This window comes from Blautia sp. An46 (assembly GCF_002161645.1).
GTDB lineage: Bacteria > Bacillota > Clostridia > Lachnospirales > Lachnospiraceae > Blautia > Blautia ornithocaccae.
Genome location: NZ_NFIF01000015.1, coordinates 72062 through 96444 on the forward strand (window position 1 = coordinate 72062; position 24383 = coordinate 96444).

Sequence of the window (24383 nt, forward strand, 5' to 3'; positions counted from 1 at the left end):
ATGAAGAAATTCCGAATGGCAGGAGTGATCTTCCTGATCCTGGCAGTGATCCTGGGAGGCCTGGCGGTACGCCAGTACCTGGAAGAAAAAAATGCCGGTAAGGAATATGACCAGATCCGGGAAGAAGCCGCCCGGGAGCCGGAACCTGAGGAAGAGAAAGAATCGGAGCCCGAAACAACAGAGACTCCCGCAAAGGAGTCGGTGGAGATCCCCATTGATTTTCCAAGTCTGCAGGCCCAGAATCCGGACGTATACGCCTGGATCCAGGTGCCGGGAACAGAAGTGGACTATCCCATCCTCCAAAGCCCGGATGACAACGGCTATTACCTGGATCATGACATCAATAAGTCAGAGGCAGCGGCAGGAGCCATCTTTACAGAAAACTATAACACAAAAACTTTTGAAGATCCCAACACGGTGATCTACGGACACGACATGAAAAACGGCTCCATGTTCCAGAGCCTTCACCGGTATATGGACCGAAGCTTCTTCGACGCCAACCGGGACGTGACCATCTACCTGCCGGATAAGATCCTGCATTACAAAATTTTTGCTGCATACCTCTATGATAACCGGCACCTGCTGATGAGCTTTGATTTCTGGAACAAAGAGGAATACCAGCAATATTTAAACAATATCTTTTCCATGAGAGACATGAACTCCTTCGTGGATACCTCCATGGAAGTAACAAATGAGGATAAGATCATAACCTTATCCACCTGCTACGCAGGAATTTCAAGTCAAAGATATCTGGTACAGGCTGTACTGGTATCCATAGATCAATAATACAAAAGCAATAGTAAAACAAATCTTAATTAGAAAGGATGAGAAAAATGAGAAAAAGAATTTTGGGAACAATTTTGGCAGCTGCTCTTGTAGTGACTTCCGCTGTAAGCGTGTTTGCAGCAGGAAGCCGGACCACACAGGTTACTTTGGTAGGTGAATCAGCAGCCAGCTATCAGGTAAGCGAAGGCACAGCAGAAAACTTTGCCACTGCACAGGAAGCAGCTCCAAAGGTTGTGGAAAAGATCCTTCAGGTAAATGAGGGAACCTTAACTCTGCCTACACTGGTACAGCAATTAAAAGAAATAATTTCCAACCCAACGGCAGGACAGACAGAGCTGAACATGACAGAGGAAGAAGTAGATGCTCTGGCTCAGGAAGTAGAAGGAAAGAGCATGGTTACCCAGTTCTTTGATCTCGTTCCAATAAACGGCGGAGTAAAGACAGAGGATGGAAAGTATATCGCAACCATTTCCGTACCTTCTCTGACAGAAGCTATGACAAATGTGAAAATCCTGCACTTTAGTACTGAGAGACTGGTATGGGAGATCATTGAACCTACAGACGTAAACTATACAAACAAGCAGATCACAGCAGAGTTCCAGGATCTGTCTCCTGTGACTGTTATTGCGGATGTTGATGAATCCAAAGCGGCAGAAACAGACACTACAGGGACAGGAATTGCACCTAAGACAGGGGTAGATTCCACCTGGGGCGTATATGCAGCAGGGGCTGTAGTACTTCTGGGAGCAGCAGGGGCAATGTTTGTAATCGGAAGAAAAAGAGCATAAAAAAGAGTGGCGAGGGGGGCAGAATTTCTTTTGGGAAATGTCTGCCTCTTCGCAGGTAAAAACAAACTGTAAAAAGGATGTAAAACATAAGAAAACAGGCGGAGAGTCAATTGAAAGAACTTTATATCAAATATTCAAAACAATTTAAAGTAGCAGGGCTAGCAATCTGCGATGTCATTATCCTGAATCTTGTCAGTATCCTGGCTTTATGGATGCGGTTCGATTTTCACTGGAACAGCATTCCGGAATCTCTTTTGGATCAGGCTCTTGTATATGCACCCATTTATACAATCATTACGTTGATTGTTTTCGCTGTGTTCGGCCTATATACAAGCCTCTGGAGATATGCGGGTATTTATGAGATGGTCATGCTGGAATGTGCAATGCTGCTGACAACGGCATTACAGATTCTGGGAATGAAAGTGGCTGGCTTCCACATGCCTATGGCCTATTTTATTTTCAGCTTCATATTAAATGTATTGTTTTTTTCAGCGGAAAGGTGTGCCGGCAGATTTCTGGCTCTTTTCCATAACCGCTTTCTGCCAAGGAGAGATTCAGAAGAGCGGGCCATGATCGTAGGAGCTGGTGAAGCCGGAAATGTAATCTTAAAGGAAATATTAAACAGCCAATATCTGAATGGGCAGGTGGGCTGCATGATTGATGACGATGTAGAAAAACAGGGAAAAAGGATCCATGGTGTGCCAGTGGCTGGGGGACGTGAAAAAATTCCCTGGGCTGTAGAGAAATATGGGATTACCCACATTATTATAGCAATGCCATCGGCAGACCCGCAGAGCAGACATGAAGTATTGAACATCTGCCAGAAGACAGGATGTAAATTAAGGATATTGCCTGGTATTTATCAAATGGTAAATGGTCAGGTCAGTCTCAGCAGATTGAGAGAAGTGGCCATTGAGGACCTTTTGGAGAGAGAGCCGGTAAAAGTCGATATGGACAGCATTGCCGGATATGTAAAAGGAAAGGTTGTTATGGTTACAGGAGGAGGGGGATCTATCGGAAGCGAATTGTGCCGGCAGATTGCCAACTATGAGCCAAAACAACTGATCATTGTCGATATCTATGAAAATAATGCCTATGATATCCAGCAGGATTTAAAAATAAAACATCCGGAACTGAATCTGAAAGTTTTAATCGCTTCTGTACGAAATTCAAATCGGATGGAGTGGATCTTCAGTACTTATCATCCGGAGCTGGTATATCATGCGGCTGCACATAAACATGTGCCTCTTATGGAGGAAAGCCCCAATGAGGCAATTAAAAATAATGTAATCGGTACATATAAAATAGCAAAAATGTCAGTGAAATATGGAGTAAAGAAATTCGTACAGATTTCTACGGATAAAGCGGTCAACCCTACGAATATTATGGGGGCGTCTAAGAGACTGTGTGAGATGATCATACAGTGTATGGACAGGAGAAGTCCTGATACAGATTTTGCAGCGGTCCGGTTTGGAAACGTGCTGGGAAGCAATGGAAGTGTAATTCCTTTGTTTAAGAAACAGATTGCGGAAGGAGGACCGGTTACTGTGACCCATCCGGATATTATCCGCTATTTCATGACGATTCCGGAGGCGGTAGCGCTGGTATTACAGGCTGGGGGATACGCCAAGGGCGGTGAAATCTTTGTGCTGGACATGGGCGAACCGGTGAAAATCATGGATCTGGCGACAAATCTTATTAAGCTGTCCGGCTATACACCGGGAGTAGACATGGAGATTAAAATTACCGGATTGAGACCGGGAGAAAAACTCTATGAAGAAATGCTGATGAAAGAAGAAGGCATGCAGGAGACAGATAATCATAGGATTCACATTGGAAAACCCATTCCTATGGACGATGAATGGTTCCTGAAAGAGCTGAAGATTCTGGATGAAGAGTCCAAGGCTGAGTGTATGAATATTAAGGAACTGGTTAAAAAAGTTGTGCCAGAGTATAGGGATGCGGATGAAGTGAATGAAAAGGTAAGTGCATAGAAAAAGCTAATAAAAGAGATACAAATCAGGGGAAGAGAGAATGAAAGAAAATATAAAACCATTTGAAAAAAAAGTATGGCTGGCAAGTCCTTATATCCATGAAAATTCTCGTACATATGTAAAGCAGGCCTTTGACACGAATTGGATGTCTACAGTGGGAGAAAATTTAGACCAGCTTGAAAAAGGTATTTGTGATTATGTAGGGTGTAAGGCTTCTGTAGCGTTGGCATCAGGAACGGCGGCACTCCATCTTGCTGTAAAATTAGCAGGAGTCAAAGAAGGAGATGTAGTGATAACTGTATAATAGGGACAACCAAGAAAAAACCTTGATTTTTCAAGGGTTTCACGAGTTTAGGCCAAGTCCCGAAATTGAAATTTTCTACGGATTGAAGGTAAATTCGAGTACCCGGAGAGGTTAAGATGGCTTCTTGGATACTCTTGGATTGACCCACAATACAGAGTAGAAAAATTCAATAAGGAGGTTTGACTTGAGCCTGGGTTCAGAAACGGAAGATACTGAATGTAGGCTCATTGTCGTGAAAAAAAGTAACATGCAAAGTTGTTACAATGGGGAAGGAATGAGTACATGTTTAGAATTAATCATAGCGAAGCAATTGAATTAGAACATATAGTAAGAAACCTTTATCAGTGTAATCGGGGTGGGGTTTCTGGTATGGCAGACGCAGATTATTTTGAAGGACATCCGATTCAAGCAGCTGTTCTTGTAGTTGCTTATATTCATGCAAAAGGATTGGAAACTTCTTCCACACAATATGACGAATTTCTTTGCAAATATGAATCAATATTTGAGTATTTAGAAGAGAATGATATGGATCAGGAGATTCGCAACTACATTGACGAGTTAGAGGATATTGTAAATCAATACGTTTCCTGAGCGGTTAACGTATAAGAAGAAGTTTTTTATTCAAAGAAGAGTTGAATGATACTGAAAAATACTTAACTGGGAGGATAAGAACATGGCGTTTCATCATACATCGGATATCAAACCGTTCGCTGAAAAAATATGGCTTAGTTCTCCGACTATGCATGGCGAGGAAGCTAAGTATATGATGGAGGCTTATAACACTAATTGGATGAGTACGGTTGGTAAGAATCTAGATGAAATAGAAAAACAGATTGCGGAATTTGTTGGTGTAAAATATGCTGTTGCGTTAAGCGCTGGGACGGCAGCGCTTCATTTGGCAACAAAACTGGCGGGGGAAAAGGTATACGGTCAGGCACGACCCTATGAAGGTACATGCCAGTCGCGAAAAATTCTATGCTCAGATTTAACTTTTGATGCCAGTATTAACCCAGTTGCTTATGAAGATGGCGAAGCTGTGTTTGTGGATACGGAATACGACACATGGAATATGGATCCGATAGCTCTGGAAAAAGCATTTGAACTGTATCCGGAAGCAAAGATTGTTGTGCTGGCACATTTGTATGGCACACCGGGGAAAATCGAAGAACTGAAAGAAATCTGTGACCGGCATGGGGCATTAATTGTGGAAGATGCTGCAGAGAGCTTGGGCGCAAAATATCTGTATCATGGCGAGTGGAAAGAGACGGGCAGTTTTGGAGATTTTAACTGCATTTCATTTAATGGCAATAAGATTATAACTGGATCCAGTGGTGGAATGTTCTTGACAGATTCCAAAGAAGATGCAGACAAAGTGCGGAAATGGAGTACACAGTCAAGAGAGGCAGCACCGTGGTATCAGCATGAAGAAATCGGGTATAACTACCGCATGAGTAACGTGATTGCAGGAGTAGTACGTGGTCAGATCCCATATCTGCAAGAGCATATTGAGCAGAAGAAAGTCATCTATGAAAGATACAAGGAAGGTTTCAAAAATCTGCCGGTTAAAATGAATCCCTACGACGCGGAGAAATCAATTCCTAATTTCTGGCTTAGCTGTTTGATTATTGATGAAGAGGCTATGTGTCGGCAGATTAGAGATGATCGGAAAGCTCTTTATATTTCGGAGAAGGGAAAATCCTGCCCGACGGAGATTTTGGAAACCTTGGTTAAATATAATGTGGAAGGCCGTCCAATCTGGAAACCAATGCATATGCAACCAATGTATAGAATGCATGAGTGCATTGGAAGAGATGGATCCTTGAGAGCAAAGACTAATGCATATATTGCTGGAGGGGTTGCTGATGTTGGTGCTGATATCTTCCAGCGAGGTGTTTGTTTGCCTTCTGATAACAAGATGACAGCAGAACAGCAGGAAAAGATTATTGAAGTTATAAAGGCATGCTTCGAATGAAGCTAGAAATTGTTTTGAGTAAGAGGATGATTGAGATGTATAAGAATTACTTTAAAAGAATAAGTGATTTCGTGCTTTCTCTGATGGCATTAATAGTTTTGTCTCCGTTGTTAATTATGTTGATGCTGATCGGAGTCTTTACCATGAAGGGGAATCCGTTTTTTTGCCAGAAGAGAATTGGATTTAATGAGAAAGAGTTTAAACTAATAAAGTTTAGGAGCATGAGCAATGCTAAAGATAAAAGTGGAAATCTCTTACCAAACGAGAAGAGGCTTACTAAGTATGGGAAAATATTAAGGACATCAAGTCTTGATGAACTTCCTGAACTAATCAATATTCTAAAAGGAGATAGCGGTATAATAGGGACAACCAAGAAAAACCTTGATTTTACAAGGGTTTCGCTGGCTTAGTCGAATCTGGTTATGATGATTTTTCTGCATGGTTGTGTCGGTTAAGCTAGGAAATTATGTACAAATAAATGGTTTCTTGGATGCTTATTTTGACCCACACTATAAGCCGAAAAATTATGATAAGGAGGTTTGACCTAGCCTGCGGATGCTCTTCAAAAAAGAACATTCACAGGCTAGTTGTCGTGTTAAGGACTCCAAAATTGTTGGGGGGGGGGTAATGGACTATATGAAAAGGAAAAATTGTGAGAATGAATATGAGAAGCAAGTAAGAAAAATTATCTTCATTGAACGATGAAAATTTAAGTTTTTAACAAAAAAGAAAATGCAGGAAAAGTAAGATTAAAACCTGCGGATGGAGAAATACAAATGAAATATAAGAAGCGTAATGTTCGATGGATGCTGGTTGTATATGATTTGCTTGTGTATGAATTATCAGCGGTGTTGCTTTTAGGACTTTATGGTGGAAATGATAAACTTTCCATTTCAGGTATGTTGCAACAGATGGTTCTTGCACTGTTATGTGTATTTTCAATTAGATTGATTGGAAATGTATATGGACAGATTTGGAGATATGGCGGTATTCAGTGTTATATTCGACTGTTATATACAGATGCAATAGCATTTTTTGTCTATTTGATTTTAGAACTGGTTCTTCCAGTTGAGAAAATTACATTTGCGAGAATGCTGTGTTTGATCAGTATAAATCTCTTAGGCGCATTGGCGTTAAGGATGATGTACAGATATGCATATAAATGTAGCAATCAGGAAACGAAGCAGGGGAGATTTTTAGCTTCCTTATTATACACATTCGGTAGAGTAAAGAAAGGAAATGATAAAGAAGTCCAGAAAATAAAAATAGCAATAATTGGAGCTGGACGTGTAGGAGTAAGTTTTGCGGAAGATCTTCTGAATAGTGATGAAGCGGCATACATTCCGAGATGTTTTATTGATATTAATGAAAATAAAGTAGGTCGTGAAATTCAGGGATTACCGGTATGGTCAGAAGATGAAGCAACATTTAGAAAATTGAATGAGTATGAAGTACAGGAAATTGTATTTGCTATACCGTCAATGGATGCAGAAAAGAAGAAAACATTATATGAATACTATAAAAATGCTGGATATAAATTAAAAGTTTATGATTATCCGACTGTTTATGCGGCAGGAGGAAAGCGACATTTAAGAGAATTTGATATTGAGGAATTACTGTTCAGAAAGCCATTGGTGGTATCTGATGAGCATACAAATGAATATTACAAAGGCAAAGTTGTTTTGATTACAGGTGGTGGCGGTTCCATTGGATCGGAGCTGTGTCGTCAGTTGGCAAAGATGCAACCGAAACAGATTGTTATTTTGGATATTTATGAAAATGGCGCATACGATGTTCAGCAAGAATTAAAAATTGCATATGGAAATACTTTAAATCTTCAGATTGAAATTTGTTCTATTACACACAAGAAAGCACTGGAACGTGTATTTGCTAAGTATCATCCACAGATTGTAATTAATGCAGCAGCACATAAGCATGTGCCTTTAATGGAACATAACTGTATCGAAGCCATCTATAACAATGTATTTGGAACACAGAATCTGGTAGAACTTTGTGAAAAATATGAAGCGGAACGTTTCATGATGGTGTCAACGGACAAAGCGGTTAATCCTACGAATGTTATGGGGGCTACCAAGAGAATGTGCGAAATGATTGTACAGAGTGCCAGTACGCATGGAAAAGTGAAGTACAGTGCGACACGTTTTGGAAATGTATTAGGTAGTGCGGGTTCAGTTATTCCGTTATTTAAACGTCAGATAGCTAATGGAGGACCGGTTACAGTTACTGATAAGCGAATTATCCGATATTTTATGACTATCCCAGAAGCATCACAGCTTGTACTTCAAAGTGGTGCTATGGCAAATAATGGAGAGCTTTTCGTATTGGATATGGGACAGCCTGTAAAAATAATGGATTTGGCAGAGAATATGATTCGATTGTCTGGTGTACAGGGAATTGAAATTGTGGAAACCGGATTAAGACCGGGAGAAAAGTTATATGAAGAATTGTTGGTTAAAACAGAAGAATTAGATAAAACAAGTAACAGTATGATATTTATTGAGCGTGATTCAGCATTAAGTGCGGAAGAAATTAATACTCGTCTGAATATGCTTAGAGAAGTTTGTGAAACAGGAGATGATTCACAGGCAAGAGAAGTATTAAGAAAAGCTGTACCAACATTTAAAAAGCCGGAAGAAGTTAATCGAGCTGCTGAATTTGCCGTACATCAAAAAAAGAGCGAGCCTGAAAGGGAAGAAGCAGTAGCTATATAAAATATAACAAGATTGTATTTTTACAAAAATACGGGAAGGACGCATATGCATTACGAAACAAAATCAATATTAGACAAAATTAAAGGTTCTATTATTTTGGCAACAGAAGAGGGCGAACAGGAATATGCAAATGTTGATGCAATTCCAGAGAATCTATTGGATGCTGAAATGATTGTTAGTGCTATTGAGGCAAGAGATAGCAAAATTGTTCTTTATTTGAAAAAGAATGAAATAGTTAAAAATGATCTGAATGCAGATTGGGTAAAAGAAGAGGTAGGAAGAACGGGTGTTGAGCCAGGATTTTTCTAAAATAATCAGTCAGATAAAAGGAGAAAACAATATTATGAAGATTCCATTTTCACCGCCAGATATAACAGAAAAAGAAATTGAACAGGTGTCAGAAGCATTAAGATCTGGATGGATTACAACTGGGCCTAAGACAAAAGAATTAGAGCGAGAGGTTGCAGATTTATGTGGAGTAAATCGTGCAGTTTGTCTTAATTCGCAGACAGCTTGTGCAGAAATGACTTTGCGCTTATTAGGAGTTAAAGAAGGCGATGAAGTCATTACATGTGCGTATACATATACTGCAAGTGCGTCTGTAGTATGCCATGTAGGGGCAAAACTTATTTTAATTGATACTCAGAGAGATTCTCTTGAAATGGATTATGAGCAGTTGGAAAATGCGATTACTGAAAAAACAAAAGTAATTATTCCAGTAGATCTCGGTGGAGTGCCATGTGATTATGATAGGATTTTTTCTATTGTAGAACGTAAGAAAGGCTTATTCCATCCGGCAAATAAAATACAGGAAAGCATCGGCAGAGTGATTGTTATGGCAGATGCAGCACATGCTTTTGGTGCAACCTGGAAAGAGAAACCAGTTGGAAGTATTGCAGATTTTTCAAATTTCAGCTTCCATGCAGTTAAGAATTTTACAACTGCAGAAGGTGGTGCTGCTGTTTGGAAAGATATTGATGGAATTGATAACGAAGAAATTTATCATCAGTATCAGTTGTTATCACTTCATGGTCAGTCAAAAGATGCACTTGCGAAAACGCAGCTTGGGGCATGGGAGTATGACATCATTGGACCTTGGTTTAAATGTAATATGACTGATGTTGTAGCTGGAATCGGACTGGCACAGATGAAGAGATATAAAGGTTTGCTTGAACGTCGAAAAGAAATCATAGGAAAATATGATGCAGCATTTAAGCCAATCGGAATAGAGGTATTAAATCACTATACAGAAAACCACCAGTCATCTGGTCATTTGTATATAACAAGAGTTCCGGGAATTACGTTGGAGCAGAGGCATGAGATTATTGTGAAAATGGCAGAATCAGGCGTTGCCTGCAATGTGCATTATAAGCCGTTGCCAATGATGACTGCATACAAAAATATGGGATTTGATATTAAAGATTATCCTAATGCATATAAGAGATTTGAAAATGAGATTACTTTACCGCTTCATACAAAACTTACAGATGAAGAAGTGGATTATGTGATCGAGCAGTTTAGTAGAATCGTGAAAGAATATATTTAAATGTGATAGAAGAAATAGGAGATACAGATGTTACGAGAATGGGAGAAATTACCAAAATTTATGCAGACGGAGGAAGTTCGTCCATATTATGACAGTTTAAAAAAGAAAAAAATTAGTTTGGCTTTAAAAAGAGGATTTGATGTATTTGCTGCATCTGTTATGCTCGTAACATTTTCTCCTGTATTAATTACTATTTCAATTATGATTGTAAGAGATTCTAAAGGAGGAGTGTTTTATCGTCAGGAGCGTGTTACACAATATGGAAGAAAATTTAAAATATTTAAATTCCGAACAATGGTTGCTAATGCAGATAAAATTGGCACCCAGGTTACCGTATCCAATGACAGTAGAGTTACAAAGGTAGGCGAAAAACTTCGTAAATATCGTTTGGATGAATTGCCGCAGTTAATAAATATTATTTTAGGCGATATGACGCTTGTAGGAACCAGACCGGAAAGTACGCATTATGTAAAGAAGTATACACCAGAAATGTATGCTACGTTGTTATTACCGGCGGGAGTTACATCTGAGGCGAGTATAAAATATAAAGATGAAGCAGAGTTATTGGATAAAGCAGACGATGTGGACAAAGTATATGTAGAAAAGGTTCTTCCTGAGAAGATGAAATACAATCTTGAAAGTATTAGAAAATTTAGTTTTATACATGATATAGGAACAATGATAAAAACAGTTTTTGCAGTGATTAGGTAGGGAGTGTGTATGGAAAAAGGATTAGTATCAGTTATTACGCCGACATATAATTGTGCGAAGTTTATAGGGGAAACAATTGAATCTGTTCAGGCACAAACGTATCAGCAATGGGAAATGATTATTGTTGATGATTGCTCGACAGACAATACAAAAGAAATTGTCGATAAATATATAAAAGAAGATAGTAGAATAAAATATTTTTGTTTAGAAAATAATTCTGGAGCTGCCGTTGCAAGAACAAAAGCAATGGAATTGGCAAATGGGGAATATATGGCTTTTTTGGATTCTGATGATATTTGGCCAGAAGAAAAATTGAAAAAGCAATTAGCATTTATGAAAAAGCATGATGTTGCATTTTCTTGTACAGCGTATGAACAAATTGATGAAAATGGGAAATCATTAAATAAAATTATAAAGACAGTACCAAAGGCTGATTATAATCGAGTGCTTTTAGATTGCCCGGTAGGAAATTCTACGGTTATGTACAACGTAGAAAAGATGGGAAAATTTGAAGTACCTAATATTAGAAAACGAAACGATGATGCTTTGTGGCTTCGAATGTTAAAAAAAGAAAAGTACATTTATGGTATGAAATCGGTGCTTATGAAATATCGAATAAGACAGAATTCTATTTCAAGTAATAAATTCAAAGTGATTAAATATCATTGGATTTTATATAGAAATATAGAACATCTTAGTATAGTTAGAAGTGTTTTTCATATTGCATATTGGTGTGTGATTAAATTGCTAAAAATTAAGTAAGGAAATAAATATGAAAATATCAGTATTAGTTCCTACGTTAGGAACAAGAGAAAAGGAAATTAGACGATTATTAGAAACACTGGAAAAACAGTCATATAAAGACTTTGAAATTATATTTGTAACACAGGATAATCATGAAATTGTAAAAGATATAATTTGTAAATATAGTAATTTGGATATAAAGCAAATTGAAATGAGTGTAAAAGGATTATCACGAGCTAGAAATAGAGGATTAGAGCAGGCATTAGGCGAGATAGTAGTATTATCCGATGATGATTGTTGGTATCCTGCAAATGCATTTGAAATTATTGTAAATGCATTTAAAAAAAGACAATGTGCTAAAATTGTATTATCACAGATTTTTGATCCGGAAAAAAATATTCCATATAAAAATTATACTTCCAACGAAGAGTATGTAAGAAACAAATTACAGCTCATGTCAAAATCGTCTATTGAAGTTGCATTCAAGAAAGATTTAGTGCTGAATAAAAAATTTGATGAACGGTTAGGTTTGGGAAGCGAATTTGTTTGTGGAGAAGAAGTGGATTTCCTTTTAAGTAATTATGAAAAAAATGCAATCTTTTATATACCAGAGGTAACGGTTTATCATAAAAAGAAAGAAAATGGTAGTAGCAACAAACAAATTATTGCTAAAGGGGCAATTTATGGAAAGAATTTTAATATATTTATTTGTTTATTAGTTTTACTTAGAGATTTGATGTTAAAAAAAGAAAATAATTTTAAATACTTTTTTGAGGGATATAATGAATATTTTAAAAGAACAAATTAAACTGTCAGTAGCTTATCCTGGATGGCGTTCGGCAATAAAAAAATTAAAATCAAATAAAAATAAAAAGATTTTTTTATTTGGAACACCTATGCATGGTAATTTGGGGGATCATGCAATCGCAATCCAAGAACAATATTTTTTTGAGGATTTTTTCCCGGACTATGAATATTTTGAAATATTGATGCCTATGTATCATACACAAAAAGAAATAATAAAAAATACAGTAACACCTGAAGATTTAGTTGTAATTTCGGGTGGTGGATGGATGGGGAACTTATGGATACATAATGAATGTGTTATACGTGAGATTGTGCAGAACTATCCCAATAATAAAATTATTATTCTTCCACAAACAGTATATTATACTTCAGACGAACTGGGAGAGAGGGAATACAGAATAACAAATGAAATATTAAAAAAACATAGTAATTTACATATTTTTGTAAGAGAAAGGAAGTCTTACAATTTTATAAAACAAAAATTTGAATTTACAGGAAACTCGGATGTATATTTAGTACCAGATATGGTTTTGTATGGGAAAAATATGATAACAAAGGAAAAATGTACTGGATATGAGAAAGTGATAAATGTATGTATTCGAGAGGATTGCGAATCCGAGCAAGAAAATATTGATGATTTCTATGAAAAAATAAAACAAAATTATAATATTAGAAAAGTTAGTACTGTTATAAAATCGCCAGTTGTTTTAAGAAAGCGAATAAGTGAGTTGCAAAAGTCGTGGGAAACTTTTGAAAATGCAGAAATTACTATAACAGATCGTTTACATGCAATGCTGTTTTCTGTATTAAATGGGACTCCATGCATTGTTTTAAATAATAAAACTGGTAAAGTTTTTGGAGTGGCAGATTGGCTTGATGATACAAATATGATTGTAAGAGCTAATTCGTTAAGTGAAGTGCTTGAAAAATTAAAGAGAACAACTATATGGGAACATAAAAAATATGATAGAGAAAAATTGCTAAACTATTTTGAAGAAATGGCAGACGTAATACGAAAGGATTAAGTATGGAAATTAAAAGATTGTTAGTTATCAATGTACCAATTAAAAATTGTAATCTTAAATGTGAATATTGTTATATTTCAGCATTGAAAGAAAATGAAAAAGGAGCAGCTAAATTTTTATATACTCCAGAGCATGTTGGCAAATGTCTTTCAAAAGAGAGGTTAGGAGGCACTTGTATTATAAATCTAACGGGAGGAGGAGAAACTCTTATTCCGAAAGAAATGCCGCAATATATTTACCAATTATTATTACAAGGACATTTTTTAGAGGTTGTAACAAATGGAACATTGACAAGTCGATTTGATGAAATTGCTGAGTTTCCAAGAAATTTGTTAGAGCATTTGGAATTCAAATTCTCTTTCCACTATGCAGAGTTAAAGAAAAAAGGATGGCTAGATAGATACTTTTCAAATGTGAAAAAGATGTGGGAAAAGGGATGTTCGTTTACTGTTGAGTTAATGCCTTATGATGGATTGATTGATGATATTGATGAAATTATAAATCTTTGTAAATCAGAACTAGGAGCAGCATGTCAAATTACAGTAGGACGAAATGATTTGACTGAGAAAAAAGATCTTTTGACATCTATGTCAAGAAAAGAGTATGAGTCTGTTTGGAGAAAATTTGATTCTACAATGTTTGATTTCAAATTGGATATTTTTCAGAAAAAAATAGATGATTTTTGTTATGCGGGAGCTTGGACTTTGTACGTTGATTTAGGAACTGGGGCTGCTAAGCCATGTTATGGACAGCTTAGTAATCAAAATATATTTAAAAATCCTGAACAACCAATAATCTTTAATCCAGTGGGAAAACATTGCAGACAGCCATATTGTTATAATGGGCATGCATTTTTAACCTTGGGAGTAGTTCCAGAATTAGAAACACCAACATACGCTGATATTCGTAACAGAGTATGTGAAGATGGTAGAGAATGGTTATCGAAAGAAGTTAAAGATGCATTTTCACAAAAATTAGCTGATAACAATGAAGTATGGGATGAAAAGAAAAAGAATAGTTATGAAAGAAAGTATCCGTTTATATTTTTTAAAACGGCATTATATGACTGGAAAGAAATATATAATAAAGTTATAAGAAAACGTAAGAAATAAGGTGCAATATGAGTAATGGACAAAGAAATATAAAACAGAAAAGTACAATACTTGCAATTATATTGGTGATATATATTTATGTTCCATACTTTGCGAATATTTTAGAAAACACTTTTAAAATTTCATCGTTATATGAATATATAATTTATATGATGCTTGCGATAATAGCAATAGGAACGACAATGAGCATGAATAAACGTGTGCTTACATTTTTGTTTGTCTTTTGTTCTGCGATAATCATTAATTATATAGTAGTGCCTTATCGGTATTATGTATTTATAGAAGGTATACAAGCGTTGGTTGGCATAGCAGTTCCATGTTTGTGTGTTTCAAATAATATATTTGATTTAAGAATATTTGTTGAAAAATGGTGGAAATTTTCTAAATTAAATTTACCGTTGGTATTAGTTGCAGTTGTCTTACTTAAACAAGGGCTAGTGCATTATTCAATATTTACAAGTATATGTGTACCAAATGTATTTATTGGTTCTTACATGGTACTTCAGGGAATTGAAAAAAGAAAATGGTTATATATTAATGTTGCCATTAATATTCTTGTGACTGCTGTTTTGGGTGGACGTATGTCTGCAGTAATATCAGCGTGCATGATTTTATTTGCATATGTATATTCAGGTAAAATAAAGTTATGGAAGAAATTAATAATTATTGTAGGACTGGTAGTATCGGCATATATTTTGCTAAACAATTTAATAGATATTTTATATTGGGTAAGCCAAAAACTAGCACAATATGGAATGCAATCTCGAAGTGTTACTTTGTTGATAAATCAAATAAAAAGCAATGAGATATACTTGACCAACAGAGATTATATTTATACGGCATGTGTAGAGTATACAAGAGGTAGAGTCGGTTTGCCAGGAGGATTTGGAATTCCGCTATATATTACTTCGGGTGAATATTATTATGCGCATAATGTTGTTTTGCAATTTTTGACATTTTTCGGAATATGGGGAACTATCATTATTCTTGGAATTACATTGATTCGTGCAAGAACGATAAAGTATATTGCACCTTTAAAGTGTAAAAAATTTATGTATTTTATGCTGCTATGTTATATAGGCATTGGAATGACAGGATCGAGTATATGGATTCATTATTTATCAACTATTTTTATTGCTATTTTCTTTTTTGGAAATAGCAAGATTTATCAGTCAATAGAAGTGAGTTAGATATGAAACTTTTTCTTAAAAAAATCATAAAAAAATATAGAGATATGTCAGTAGAAATGAAAGCTGCGTCTTGGTATGCAGTGGGAAATATAATACAAAAAATTGCGCCTTGGTTGGTAATGATTATACTGACGCATTACTTAGCTACTGAGGAATATGGAATATATAGTATATTTATGTCCTGGCTAGAAATATTTGAGATTATTATAACATTGAGAATATACAGCAATGGTTATGTTGCAGGATTAGTAAGGGACGATGAAAATAGGACAACATATACAGCAACTATGCAATCGTTGAGTATTGTATTGATTGTGATTTGGACGTTAATGTATTTAATGTTTCACAAGGGCATTAATTATATTACTGGAATAAGTACTCCGTTAAGTATACTGATGATATGTTCTTTTATAGGAACTATCAGTTTCGGATTGTGGTCATCAAGACAAAGAGTTGATAACCAATATAAGAAAATGTTATTTGCAATAATTGTATATGGTCTTATCGGACCTATCGTTGGTGCATTAACCGTTTTCCTTAATTTAGATAATCCTATATTTTATGTTATAGCTACAAGGACAGTAATCCAGTTAGGGGTTGCAATTCCGTTTTTTATATCAAATTATAAAGGTACGTCCACATTATGGAAAAAAGACTATGCAATAGATGCATTGAAATATAATTTGCCATTGATGCCATATTACTTATCGATGATATTATTAAATCATTCGGATCGTTTAATGATACAAAAAATTGATGGTTATGAAGATGCTGCTTTATATAGTGTATCATATAGTGCAGCCATGGTCATCTTTGTTATAAGTGGTGCGTTGAATTTATCTTTACAGGCATGGCTGTTTAAGGAATTAAAATTAAAGGATTCGTCGAAAGATAAAAGTAAATTGATAACAGTCGGTACAATTATAGTTGCTTTTTGCGCTATTGCGGAAATTGTGATGGCTCCAGAAATAATTTTGATTTTAGGAGGGAAAAAATATTTAGAGGCAATATGGGTTATGCCACCATTAGCAATTAGTGTTATTGTTATGTATATATATCAACAATATGTAAATATCTTGTTCTATTATAAAAAGACGAAATTTATTTTGTTTGCGTCAGTATTTGCAGCAGTGTGTAATATAATTTTAAATGCTATTTTTATTCCGATTTTTGGATATGTTGCTGGTGGATATACGTCATTAGTAAGCTATTTAATAGTCATGATTTTATATTTTGTATTAGCAAGAAAAGAATGTATTGATAATGAGATACAAATGAAAAATTATTTTAATACAAAATTGCAAATGACAATACTTATAGGTACGAGTATTGTGGCATTGTCTATGGTTGCTGTATATAAAAATGCAGTTGCTAGATATTTGTTGGCTTTAATGATGTTTGTATTATTGGTTGCAACAAGGAAAAAATGGATACCAGAACTGAGAAAAGGAAAGAAAGTATGAAAAAGAAAAAACAATTAATTTTTATGTTATTTTTTCTCATAATACTTTTTACAGTAGGATATATAATTTTACCACGTATTAGAGTAAAAATTGAACAAGAGAAATGTGACAAAATATATGCAAATAAAATATTAAAATTGCCGGACAAAGAAAAAGCTAATGTAGGATTTACGTGTACAGGGCTTTATTGGGATAAAGAAGAAGAGAGTTTTTTTATAGGGAATGCAGGTAAATATAAGCCTAATGATAAGACTTTCCAGGCTTCTATCGAAATAGTTGAAAAGGATTTTTCGGCTATTAAAGGAGATATACCTTGTTATTTAAAATTTGAGAATATGAGAGATATACAAGGAGTTACTAAGTCAACAGATGGAACTATCTGGTTATGTTCTTATGGAGAAAACAAAGTTCGCCATATAGACGAAAAAGGAAATGAATTAGGAAATTTTGATATAAAAGAACCATCTGGCATTGCAAATGATAGTAGGAGTAACACGCTTTGGATTTTGACGAATAATTATTTATATAATTGTTCATATGATGGCGTAGTACAAAAAACAATTAAAATACATATAAAAGGACAAGATCAATTGTTTTTAGACGAAAAAAATGATTTGATATATTTTTCAGCAGGTGCAGACTATCATGGAGATAGCTATATTTATACAGTTGACTTAAAAACAAGTAAAGTTAAACCATTATATGTATTGAAAGATTCATATGCAATTGAAGGGATTACGATTGTTGATGATGTATTGTATGTGCTAAATGATGGTTATTATCATGACGCTGAAACGCCAATCAATCAAGTTAATATGTATTTTTTAAATAAGATACAAACCAAAGAAAATTATCAGTAAATGGGGGAAAATATAATGAAAATAGCAGTAGCAGGAACAGGATATGTAGGACTTTCTATTGCCACATTGTTATCTCAAAATCATGAGGTAATGGCAGTTGATATTATCCCGGAAAAAGTCGAGAAGATCAATAAAAGGATTAGTCCGATTCAGGATGAATATATTGAAAAATATTTGAAGGAAAAAGAGTTAAATCTGACAGCTACGTTAGATGCGGAATCTGCGTATAAGGATGCTGATTTTGTTGTTATTGCTGCACCTACAAACTATGACAGCAAGAAAAATTTCTTTGATACGTCAGCAGTAGAAGCTGTGATTAAGCTGGTTATTGAATATAATCCAGATGCAATTATGGTAATTAAATCTACAATTCCGGTAGGGTATACTGCAAGCATTAGAGAGAAATTCCACTGTGATAATATTATCTTTAGTCCGGAATTTTTACGAGAGTCAAAAGCATTATATGATAATCTGTACCCATCCAGAATTATTGTGGGAACAGATGTTGAAAATGCCAGATTGGTAAAAGCTGCGAACACGTTTGCTGGATTGCTGCAGGAGGGCGCAATTAAAGAAAATATTGATACTTTGATAATGGGATTTACAGAAGCAGAAGCGGTGAAGTTGTTTGCTAATACATATCTGGCTCTTAGAGTATCATATTTTAATGAGCTTGATACTTATGCAGAAATGAAGGGACTGAATACACAGCAGATTATTAATGGGGTATGCCTTGATCCTAGAATTGGTTCTCATTATAACAATCCGTCATTTGGTTATGGTGGATATTGCTTACCAAAAGACACAAAACAGCTTCTGGCAAATTATGCAGATGTTCCTCAGAATATGATGTCTGCAATCGTTGAGTCTAATAGAACAAGGAAGGATTTTATAGCAGATCGTGTATTACAAAAAGCTGGATATTATGCTTATGGAGATGAAAATACATATGATGCTTCTATGGAAAAAGAGGTTGTAATTGGTGTATACCGTCTTACTATGAAATCAAATTCAGACAATTTCCGCCAGTCTTCTATACAGGGAGTTATGAAGAGAATTAAGGCTAAAGGGGCATCGGTTATTATTTATGAACCAACATTGGAAGATGGAAGCACTTTCTTTGGAAGCAAGGTTGTGAATGATCTGGATAAATTTAAAGAACAGAGCCAGGCAATTATAGCAAATAGATATGATAGTTGTTTGGATGATGTGAAAGACAAAGTATATACAAGAGATTTGTATGGCAGAGATTAAAAGATGATTGGAAATGCATTGCAATTTATACATCGATTGATAGTGCAGTATTGTGAATCGCCGGTTTCATCTCCGATAACATGGTGTTTGGGGATTATTTGGATAATAAAATCAATACATGCTCTGTACAAAATGAAAGTAAAAACAGATGAGTTGGTTGCTGAAAAGGAAGCAAAAGAGGTTTCAGAAGCCATTAAGGATCTGGATATTTTAACTGAAAAAAGCAAGGAAGAGAATCAGGATATTAGAACTTTAATGTTTGAAAATTTAAAAGAATTGAAGGAGTTCTATGTTATCTGTAAACAGCAAATTAGAAAATCTTTTTCAGCAGCTATGTTCTCATGCTTTGCAGGATTTATGCTTTTTGTTTTGGCAGTCATTATATTTTTATTAGGTGGAAATAATTCAGCATCATTTATGGCTGGTTTATCTGGAGCGATAGTAGAGATTGTGTCTGGTCTTTACTTCTGGATGTATAGGGAAACATCTAAACAACTTGCAAAGTACCACAAACGATTGGAGGCAACCGAGAAATATTTAATTGCTTTGCAGATTATCGAAATGTTGCCAGAAGAAAATAGAATCGAACAATATGGAAAATTAATGGATTATATTTTTGAAAATGTAAATAAACAATAGTATTTACGGGGAGATAAAAATAAAATGTGTGGAATAGTTGGTTTTACTGGAAGACAGCAGGCAGCACCTATTTTATTAAATGGTCTGTCTAAATTAGAGTACCGAGGGTACGATTCGGCTGGAATCGCTGTGCGAGATGGGGAGCGTCTGGCACAGGTGGTTAAAGCCAAGGGAAGATTAGGCAATCTGATTGAAAAAACAGATGAAGGAAAAGCACTAATAGGAACATGTGGAATCGGACATACACGTTGGGCAACACATGGCGAGCCAAGTCAGATTAATGCACATCCGCATGTATCTGGAAATTGTACAAGATCAGGTTCTGGAGAAGTAGAATCAGAAGTGGTTGGAGTACACAATGGCATTATCGAAAATTATACGGAGCTTAAAGAAAAATTATTAAAGCATGGTTATACTTTTTATAGTCAGACTGATACAGAGGTAGTAATCAAATTAGTGGACTATTATTATAAGAAGTATAATCTCGGACCGATTGATGCGATTGCCAAAACAATGGTTCGTGTGCGTGGTTCTTATGCCTTGGAACTTATGTTCAAAGATTATCCGGGAGAAATTTGGGTAGCAAGAAAAGACAGTCCAATGATTATTGGAGTGACAGACGGCGAAACTTATGTGGCTTCTGATGTTCCGGCTATTCTGCAATATACCAGAAATGTTTATTATATTGGTAATCTGGAATTTGCCAGATTGACACCTGGAGAAGCTCATTTCTTTAACCTTGATGGGGATGAGATTGAAAAGCAGACAACAGAAATTAAGTGGGATGCCGAGGCAGCAGAAAAAGCAGGATTTGAACACTTTATGATGAAAGAGATCCATGAACAGCCGAAAGCCGTTCAGGATACTTTGGGTTCTGTCATAAAAAATAATTGTATTGATTTATCATCAGTTGAAATTACAGAAGAAGAAATTCGGAAATTTGAACAGATATATATTGTTGCATGTGGTTCAGCTTGGCATGTTGGAATGGCAGCGCAGTATGTGATAGAGGACTTGGTGGATGTTCCAGTAAGAGTGGAGCTTGCATCTGAATTTAGATACAGAAAAATGCCAATAAATAAAAATTCATTGGTTATTGTCATCAGCCAATCGGGGGAAACAGCAGATACTTTAGCAGCTTTGCGTTTGGCAAAGGAAAAAGATATAACAACTCTGGCAATCGTAAATGTGGTTGGCAGCAGTATTGCTCGTGAGGCAGATAAAGTATTCTATACTCTTGCTGGTCCGGAAATATCAGTGGCAACGACAAAGGCTTACAGCGCTCAGCTTGTAGCAATGTATTGTCTTGCTGTTCAATTTGCCAGAATTAGAAATACCATTACAGAAGAGCAGTATAGTAATTACATTACTGAGTTATTGACAATTCCAGATAAGATTCAGAAAATCTTGCAGGATAAGGAAAGACTGCAATGGTTTGCTGCGAAATATGCTAATGCACATGATGTGTTCTTTGTGGGCAGAGGAATTGATTATGCGATTTCCCTGGAGGGTAGTTTAAAGCTGAAAGAAATTTCTTATATTCATTCTGAAGCATATGCAGCCGGGGAATTAAAGCATGGTACAATCAGTCTGATCGAGCCAGGAACATTGGTAATTGGTGTATTGACACAGAGTGATCTTTACGAGAAAACCATCAGTAATATGTTGGAGTGCAAGAGTCGTGGTGCGTATTTGATGGGACTGACAACATATGGAAAATATGAGATTGAAGATCAAGTAAATTTTGCAGTTTATGTTCCGAAGATAGATGAACACTTTGTAGGAAGTCTGGCAGTTGTTCCGTTGCAGCTAATGGGATATTATGTCAGCGTGGCTAAAGGGTTAGATGTAGACAAACCTAGAAATCTGGCAAAAAGCGTTACTGTAGAATAAGATATGAATACTCTGGCACTGGTGGTTGCCAGAGTATCGGTATAATATGATTGGATTGACACGAAAAAAGGAGAAAGTATGAAAGTATGGCTTAAGGCAGGTGTGATTATATTTTATGTTTTGGGATATTGTTTTTTGAGAAAACGTATGCGGAGGGATATAGTCAAATTATTTAAAGCATACATGCTATTGATGATTTTTTTGCTTTCGCTCTTGCCGGAACCATTTATGCTGAAGCATTTAGGGATAACACTTCGGGCGGATACCCTGGTGCTATGGATGGCAGGGATAGAGGCAGTGGATGCATGGGATGAATATAAAAGAGAGAAGAATAAAAATAAAAGCAATCATGGCAGTGGTGTAAAGAAAAATGGGAAGAACAAAAAAGAAACCAGGGTATGATCAGAACAGAATAATGGAACAGTTCCAGAATTGTATTGTAGAAGCATATACTTCGGGAATGATTGATGGATCAGGTATTTCGTTAAGGCAAGTATCAGAAGAATTTGGCATTACATTGATGAAAACACGAAAAATATTGATTACTGCAGGTGTATATCATACTGAGAACAGTGAGAAGATTAACTCAATGCGAGAGCAGGGAATGAGTATTCCGGAAATAATGAAAGCAACTGGTTTGAGCAAGTCGTCTGTACATTCCTATTTGCCATATACTAAAATAATCTACAATGTAGATGAACTTAGTCTTTATGCAGAGCGTTGCAGGATGTATAGGAAAAGAAAGCAAGCCGTTGAGCAATTACAGATATGTAAGGAGGCTTCCTTGGAATGTGTGGAGAAGTATCTGTGGAGTACGATTGAAATTTTTTCTGGATATTCCTTTACAACGGTAAAAGGATTACGATTTCGGTATGCTGTAAACGGAAATGAAATACAGATTAATCGAAAGAAAAAATCTATAACGAGAAGTAGTGTGAAAGTTGCTCTAAAAGTGACGTTGGAGGAGAAAGGAAATATAAGCGGACCGAAAAAATTAGAAGTATTTGGTGCCAGTTATTTATATTCGATGTTCTTGAGATTTGGGTTGATTGATACAGAAAGGAAATTGAATGGATATTTACCAGATATGGACAACATATAATAGGCAATGGTCAAGATATGAAATATTAGCTTTTGCGGGAGTATTGATACTGGTATGTACAGCAATGGCAGTGTGTGTACACAGAAAGAAACTGAGCATAATTCAGGCAGTAGCAGTATTGGCATTGGTGGTGTTCTTGGGAATTGTGTTTGGCTCAACTGTATTTACCAGGACAGGAACTATTCGGCAGTATGAATTAGTACCATTCTGGTCATGGAGAGATATTATTCGTTACCATGATTGGACATTATTAAAAGAGAATTTGCTGAATTGTATATTGTTATTGCCAGCCGGAGTCTTGCTTCCCATAATTGCAAATCATAAGATAAAGTGGTATCAGGCTCTGGCTGTAGGAATATTGGTATCAGCAATAATAGAGTTTAGCCAGTTGATTTTTATGCGTGGCTTATTTGAATGGGACGATATGATTCATAATGGACTGGGCTGTATGATTGGCTGCCTTTTTGCAAATATTTTCAGGAAAAAGAAAAATAGGGATTGACGAACATATGTTCTAATAGTATAATCATAAATGTGAAAGGAAACAGGAGGTCAGCCCTGTTCCCTAGCATGAAATCTATTGGATGAGCAACAGTAAAATACTGTTTCGGGATGGCTCGTCAAAACTCATCAGCGGTTTTCTTTCCCTTATCCGTATGAGTGATTTTATATTACTTGGAGGACTGGAGATGAGATCAGATTTGAAAACAGATTATATACAGAGAGATACAGAGAGAGCAGGACAAACAGAAAAAGCATTATATTTATTGAATACAATCAGTGCTATTACAGATCGGGGAAATAATGCGGAGGTCAGACGTAAAAAGGATGGCTCTTTGACTGTATATGAAGTAAAAAAGAATATCGTAACCGTTTAATAAATTGGTATTGAGCGAAGGACTAATAGGAGTCAGAAACATTCAGAAAAAAGGATGTTCCTGGCTCCTTTTTTGTTATTCTGATTCAGATGCATCTTTCGGTGCAGTAGGAGCAGTAAGGCAGTTTTTCAGGATGCATGATAACTCACGATCATCTTCGTGAAGAATATGGTATGTTTTTTCAAGGGAAGATACGTTAGATAATTTTGCCAGTTCTTTTATTGATATGGACAGAGGAATATCTTCCTTTAATGTACCTTTCGGTAAAGCATAGTATACTTGAGCAATATTCAAATAATTTTCAAGATTTGTGCGGAAAGCCGGATCAAAATCTTCCTGCTTCAAAAGCGTGTCTACAGTTTCCTTTTTAATAATGATATGCTTTTCCTGTATTCTGAGAAGCCCCTCGATTAATGATTGGGTATCAGGATCTATCACAGGATATTGCTGCATATTACATAAACGTAAGTAGGTAATCATCCGTATCTTGACAAAATATGAAAATCCCCCAGTATTTACCGGGGGAAAATTAGTCTCTCATTTTTTCAGTTTGCTGCGGCAGTCAGCCGGCAGGCTGTTGGAC

The 24383-nt window shown here is 35.9% G+C and carries 26 protein-coding genes; 25 read left to right on the top strand and 1 reads right to left on the bottom strand.

Features of this window, described 5'->3' with window-relative positions:
• The 25 genes from srtB to B5G00_RS12870 all read left to right on the top strand — a co-directional run bounded on the left by srtB (position 1) and on the right by B5G00_RS12870 (position 23800).
• On the top strand, positions 1 to 786 hold the full coding sequence (gene srtB, locus B5G00_RS12750) for a class B sortase (protein ID WP_087273325.1): 786 nt from the start codon (positions 1 to 3) through the stop codon (positions 784 to 786).
• Positions 787 to 833: 47 nt separating this feature from the next.
• Positions 834 to 1574, top strand: coding sequence for an LPXTG cell wall anchor domain-containing protein (locus tag B5G00_RS12755; RefSeq protein WP_087273327.1), 741 nt, complete (start codon positions 834 to 836; stop codon positions 1572 to 1574).
• A gap of 110 nt (positions 1575 to 1684) precedes the next feature.
• Positions 1685 to 3568, top strand: a complete 1884-nt coding sequence (locus B5G00_RS12760) for a polysaccharide biosynthesis protein (RefSeq protein ID WP_087273330.1) — start codon at positions 1685 to 1687, stop codon at positions 3566 to 3568.
• Positions 3569 to 3608: 40 nt separating this feature from the next.
• Positions 3609 to 3872, top strand: coding sequence for a DegT/DnrJ/EryC1/StrS family aminotransferase (locus tag B5G00_RS12765; RefSeq protein ID WP_087273332.1), 264 nt, complete (start codon positions 3609 to 3611; stop codon positions 3870 to 3872).
• A gap of 282 nt (positions 3873 to 4154) precedes the next feature.
• Positions 4155 to 4463 carry a hypothetical protein gene (locus tag B5G00_RS12770; RefSeq protein WP_087273334.1) on the top strand — a complete coding sequence of 103 codons (309 nt, stop codon included), beginning with the start codon at positions 4155 to 4157 and terminating at the stop codon, positions 4461 to 4463.
• Between the two features lie 82 nt (positions 4464 to 4545).
• The gene (locus B5G00_RS12775; protein WP_206423792.1) at positions 4546 to 5844 is read left to right on the top strand and encodes a DegT/DnrJ/EryC1/StrS family aminotransferase; all 1299 of its coding nucleotides are present in this window, start codon (positions 4546 to 4548) and stop codon (positions 5842 to 5844) included.
• Positions 5841 to 6254 carry a sugar transferase gene (locus B5G00_RS12780; protein ID WP_242971354.1) on the top strand — a complete coding sequence of 138 codons (414 nt, stop codon included), beginning with the start codon at positions 5841 to 5843 and terminating at the stop codon, positions 6252 to 6254. The genes B5G00_RS12775 and B5G00_RS12780 overlap by 4 nt, the downstream gene beginning before the upstream one ends.
• Before the next feature lie 366 nt (positions 6255 to 6620).
• A complete protein-coding gene (locus tag B5G00_RS18720) occupies positions 6621 to 8576 on the top strand; it encodes a polysaccharide biosynthesis protein (RefSeq protein ID WP_114002395.1) in 1956 nt (651 codons plus the stop codon).
• Between the two features lie 45 nt (positions 8577 to 8621).
• On the top strand, positions 8622 to 8885 hold the full coding sequence (locus B5G00_RS12790) for a hypothetical protein (RefSeq protein ID WP_087273338.1): 264 nt from the start codon (positions 8622 to 8624) through the stop codon (positions 8883 to 8885).
• Between the two features lie 34 nt (positions 8886 to 8919).
• Positions 8920 to 10122, top strand: a complete 1203-nt coding sequence (locus B5G00_RS12795; protein WP_087273379.1) for a DegT/DnrJ/EryC1/StrS family aminotransferase — start codon at positions 8920 to 8922, stop codon at positions 10120 to 10122.
• A 27-nt stretch (positions 10123 to 10149) separates the two neighbouring features.
• Positions 10150 to 10833, top strand: coding sequence for a sugar transferase (locus tag B5G00_RS12800; protein ID WP_087273340.1), 684 nt, complete (start codon positions 10150 to 10152; stop codon positions 10831 to 10833).
• Positions 10834 to 10842: 9 nt separating this feature from the next.
• Positions 10843 to 11595 carry a glycosyltransferase family 2 protein gene (locus B5G00_RS12805; protein ID WP_087273341.1) on the top strand — a complete coding sequence of 251 codons (753 nt, stop codon included), beginning with the start codon at positions 10843 to 10845 and terminating at the stop codon, positions 11593 to 11595.
• A gap of 10 nt (positions 11596 to 11605) precedes the next feature.
• Positions 11606 to 12385 carry a glycosyltransferase family 2 protein gene (locus B5G00_RS12810; RefSeq protein WP_087273343.1) on the top strand — a complete coding sequence of 260 codons (780 nt, stop codon included), beginning with the start codon at positions 11606 to 11608 and terminating at the stop codon, positions 12383 to 12385.
• A complete protein-coding gene (locus B5G00_RS12815; protein WP_087273345.1) occupies positions 12360 to 13409 on the top strand; it encodes a polysaccharide pyruvyl transferase family protein in 1050 nt (349 codons plus the stop codon). The genes B5G00_RS12810 and B5G00_RS12815 overlap by 26 nt, the downstream gene beginning before the upstream one ends.
• A 2-nt stretch (positions 13410 to 13411) precedes the next feature.
• On the top strand, positions 13412 to 14521 hold the full coding sequence (locus B5G00_RS12820) for a radical SAM protein (RefSeq protein ID WP_087273347.1): 1110 nt from the start codon (positions 13412 to 13414) through the stop codon (positions 14519 to 14521).
• An 8-nt stretch (positions 14522 to 14529) separates the two neighbouring features.
• Positions 14530 to 15711 (top strand): hypothetical protein, encoded by a 1182-nt coding sequence (locus B5G00_RS12825; protein ID WP_087273349.1) that lies wholly within the window; start codon positions 14530 to 14532, stop codon positions 15709 to 15711.
• Between the two features lie 2 nt (positions 15712 to 15713).
• Positions 15714 to 17174 (top strand): lipopolysaccharide biosynthesis protein, encoded by a 1461-nt coding sequence (locus B5G00_RS12830; protein ID WP_087273351.1) that lies wholly within the window; start codon positions 15714 to 15716, stop codon positions 17172 to 17174.
• Entirely contained in the window at positions 17171 to 18034 is an 864-nt protein-coding gene (locus tag B5G00_RS12835) for an esterase-like activity of phytase family protein (protein WP_227200754.1), read from the top strand. Before B5G00_RS12830 ends, B5G00_RS12835 begins: the two co-directional genes overlap by 4 nt.
• A 15-nt stretch (positions 18035 to 18049) precedes the next feature.
• Positions 18050 to 19288 carry a nucleotide sugar dehydrogenase gene (locus B5G00_RS12840; RefSeq protein ID WP_087273381.1) on the top strand — a complete coding sequence of 413 codons (1239 nt, stop codon included), beginning with the start codon at positions 18050 to 18052 and terminating at the stop codon, positions 19286 to 19288.
• Between the two features lie 3 nt (positions 19289 to 19291).
• Positions 19292 to 19927, top strand: coding sequence for a TRADD-N-associated membrane domain-containing protein (locus tag B5G00_RS12845; protein WP_087273355.1), 636 nt, complete (start codon positions 19292 to 19294; stop codon positions 19925 to 19927).
• A gap of 24 nt (positions 19928 to 19951) precedes the next feature.
• A complete protein-coding gene (gene glmS / locus B5G00_RS12850; protein WP_087273357.1) occupies positions 19952 to 21820 on the top strand; it encodes a glutamine--fructose-6-phosphate transaminase (isomerizing) in 1869 nt (622 codons plus the stop codon).
• A gap of 78 nt (positions 21821 to 21898) precedes the next feature.
• Entirely contained in the window at positions 21899 to 22222 is a 324-nt protein-coding gene (locus B5G00_RS12855; RefSeq protein WP_087273359.1) for a hypothetical protein, read from the top strand.
• On the top strand, positions 22191 to 22922 hold the full coding sequence (locus tag B5G00_RS12860) for a hypothetical protein (RefSeq protein ID WP_114002394.1): 732 nt from the start codon (positions 22191 to 22193) through the stop codon (positions 22920 to 22922). Before B5G00_RS12855 ends, B5G00_RS12860 begins: the two co-directional genes overlap by 32 nt.
• Positions 22891 to 23424, top strand: a complete 534-nt coding sequence (locus tag B5G00_RS12865) for a VanZ family protein (RefSeq protein ID WP_087273363.1) — start codon at positions 22891 to 22893, stop codon at positions 23422 to 23424. The genes B5G00_RS12860 and B5G00_RS12865 overlap by 32 nt, the downstream gene beginning before the upstream one ends.
• A 187-nt stretch (positions 23425 to 23611) precedes the next feature.
• Complete coding sequence (locus tag B5G00_RS12870) at positions 23612 to 23800, top strand: hypothetical protein (protein WP_114002338.1); 189 nt, start codon at positions 23612 to 23614, stop codon at positions 23798 to 23800.
• Between the two features lie 75 nt (positions 23801 to 23875).
• Here the strand turns inward: B5G00_RS12870 and B5G00_RS12875 are convergent, their stop codons facing one another.
• Positions 23876 to 24238 (bottom strand): hypothetical protein, encoded by a 363-nt coding sequence (locus B5G00_RS12875; RefSeq protein WP_140403160.1) that lies wholly within the window; start codon positions 24236 to 24238, stop codon positions 23876 to 23878.
• Positions 24239 to 24383: the final 145 nt, after the last annotated feature.

What these genes read in the sequence shown, in the direction of transcription:
- B5G00_RS12815 (WP_087273345.1), top strand. Translation starts at nt 12,360, where the DNA reads ATGAATATTTTAAAAGAACAAATTAAACTGTCAGTAGCTTATCCTGGA.
- B5G00_RS12800 (WP_087273340.1), top strand. Translation starts at nt 10,150, where the DNA reads ATGTTACGAGAATGGGAGAAATTACCAAAATTTATGCAGACGGAGGAA.
- glmS (WP_087273357.1), top strand. Translation starts at nt 19,952, where the DNA reads ATGTGTGGAATAGTTGGTTTTACTGGAAGACAGCAGGCAGCACCTATT.
- B5G00_RS12775 (WP_206423792.1), top strand. Translation starts at nt 4,546, where the DNA reads ATGGCGTTTCATCATACATCGGATATCAAACCGTTCGCTGAAAAAATA.
- B5G00_RS12855 (WP_087273359.1), top strand. Translation starts at nt 21,899, where the DNA reads ATGAAAGTATGGCTTAAGGCAGGTGTGATTATATTTTATGTTTTGGGA.
- B5G00_RS12865 (WP_087273363.1), top strand. Translation starts at nt 22,891, where the DNA reads ATGGATATTTACCAGATATGGACAACATATAATAGGCAATGGTCAAGA.
- B5G00_RS12790 (WP_087273338.1), top strand. Translation starts at nt 8,622, where the DNA reads ATGCATTACGAAACAAAATCAATATTAGACAAAATTAAAGGTTCTATT.
- B5G00_RS12770 (WP_087273334.1), top strand. Translation starts at nt 4,155, where the DNA reads ATGTTTAGAATTAATCATAGCGAAGCAATTGAATTAGAACATATAGTA.
- B5G00_RS12755 (WP_087273327.1), top strand. Translation starts at nt 834, where the DNA reads ATGAGAAAAAGAATTTTGGGAACAATTTTGGCAGCTGCTCTTGTAGTG.
- B5G00_RS12765 (WP_087273332.1), top strand. Translation starts at nt 3,609, where the DNA reads ATGAAAGAAAATATAAAACCATTTGAAAAAAAAGTATGGCTGGCAAGT.
- B5G00_RS12860 (WP_114002394.1), top strand. Translation starts at nt 22,191, where the DNA reads ATGGGAAGAACAAAAAAGAAACCAGGGTATGATCAGAACAGAATAATG.
- B5G00_RS12835 (WP_227200754.1), top strand. Translation starts at nt 17,171, where the DNA reads ATGAAAAAGAAAAAACAATTAATTTTTATGTTATTTTTTCTCATAATA.
- B5G00_RS18720 (WP_114002395.1), top strand. Translation starts at nt 6,621, where the DNA reads ATGAAATATAAGAAGCGTAATGTTCGATGGATGCTGGTTGTATATGAT.
- B5G00_RS12825 (WP_087273349.1), top strand. Translation starts at nt 14,530, where the DNA reads ATGAGTAATGGACAAAGAAATATAAAACAGAAAAGTACAATACTTGCA.
- B5G00_RS12820 (WP_087273347.1), top strand. Translation starts at nt 13,412, where the DNA reads ATGGAAATTAAAAGATTGTTAGTTATCAATGTACCAATTAAAAATTGT.
- B5G00_RS12870 (WP_114002338.1), top strand. Translation starts at nt 23,612, where the DNA reads ATGAGATCAGATTTGAAAACAGATTATATACAGAGAGATACAGAGAGA.
- B5G00_RS12805 (WP_087273341.1), top strand. Translation starts at nt 10,843, where the DNA reads ATGGAAAAAGGATTAGTATCAGTTATTACGCCGACATATAATTGTGCG.
- B5G00_RS12840 (WP_087273381.1), top strand. Translation starts at nt 18,050, where the DNA reads ATGAAAATAGCAGTAGCAGGAACAGGATATGTAGGACTTTCTATTGCC.
- B5G00_RS12780 (WP_242971354.1), top strand. Translation starts at nt 5,841, where the DNA reads ATGAAGCTAGAAATTGTTTTGAGTAAGAGGATGATTGAGATGTATAAG.
- B5G00_RS12810 (WP_087273343.1), top strand. Translation starts at nt 11,606, where the DNA reads ATGAAAATATCAGTATTAGTTCCTACGTTAGGAACAAGAGAAAAGGAA.
- B5G00_RS12830 (WP_087273351.1), top strand. Translation starts at nt 15,714, where the DNA reads ATGAAACTTTTTCTTAAAAAAATCATAAAAAAATATAGAGATATGTCA.
- srtB (WP_087273325.1), top strand. Translation starts at nt 1, where the DNA reads ATGAAGAAATTCCGAATGGCAGGAGTGATCTTCCTGATCCTGGCAGTG.
- B5G00_RS12845 (WP_087273355.1), top strand. Translation starts at nt 19,292, where the DNA reads ATGATTGGAAATGCATTGCAATTTATACATCGATTGATAGTGCAGTAT.
- B5G00_RS12795 (WP_087273379.1), top strand. Translation starts at nt 8,920, where the DNA reads ATGAAGATTCCATTTTCACCGCCAGATATAACAGAAAAAGAAATTGAA.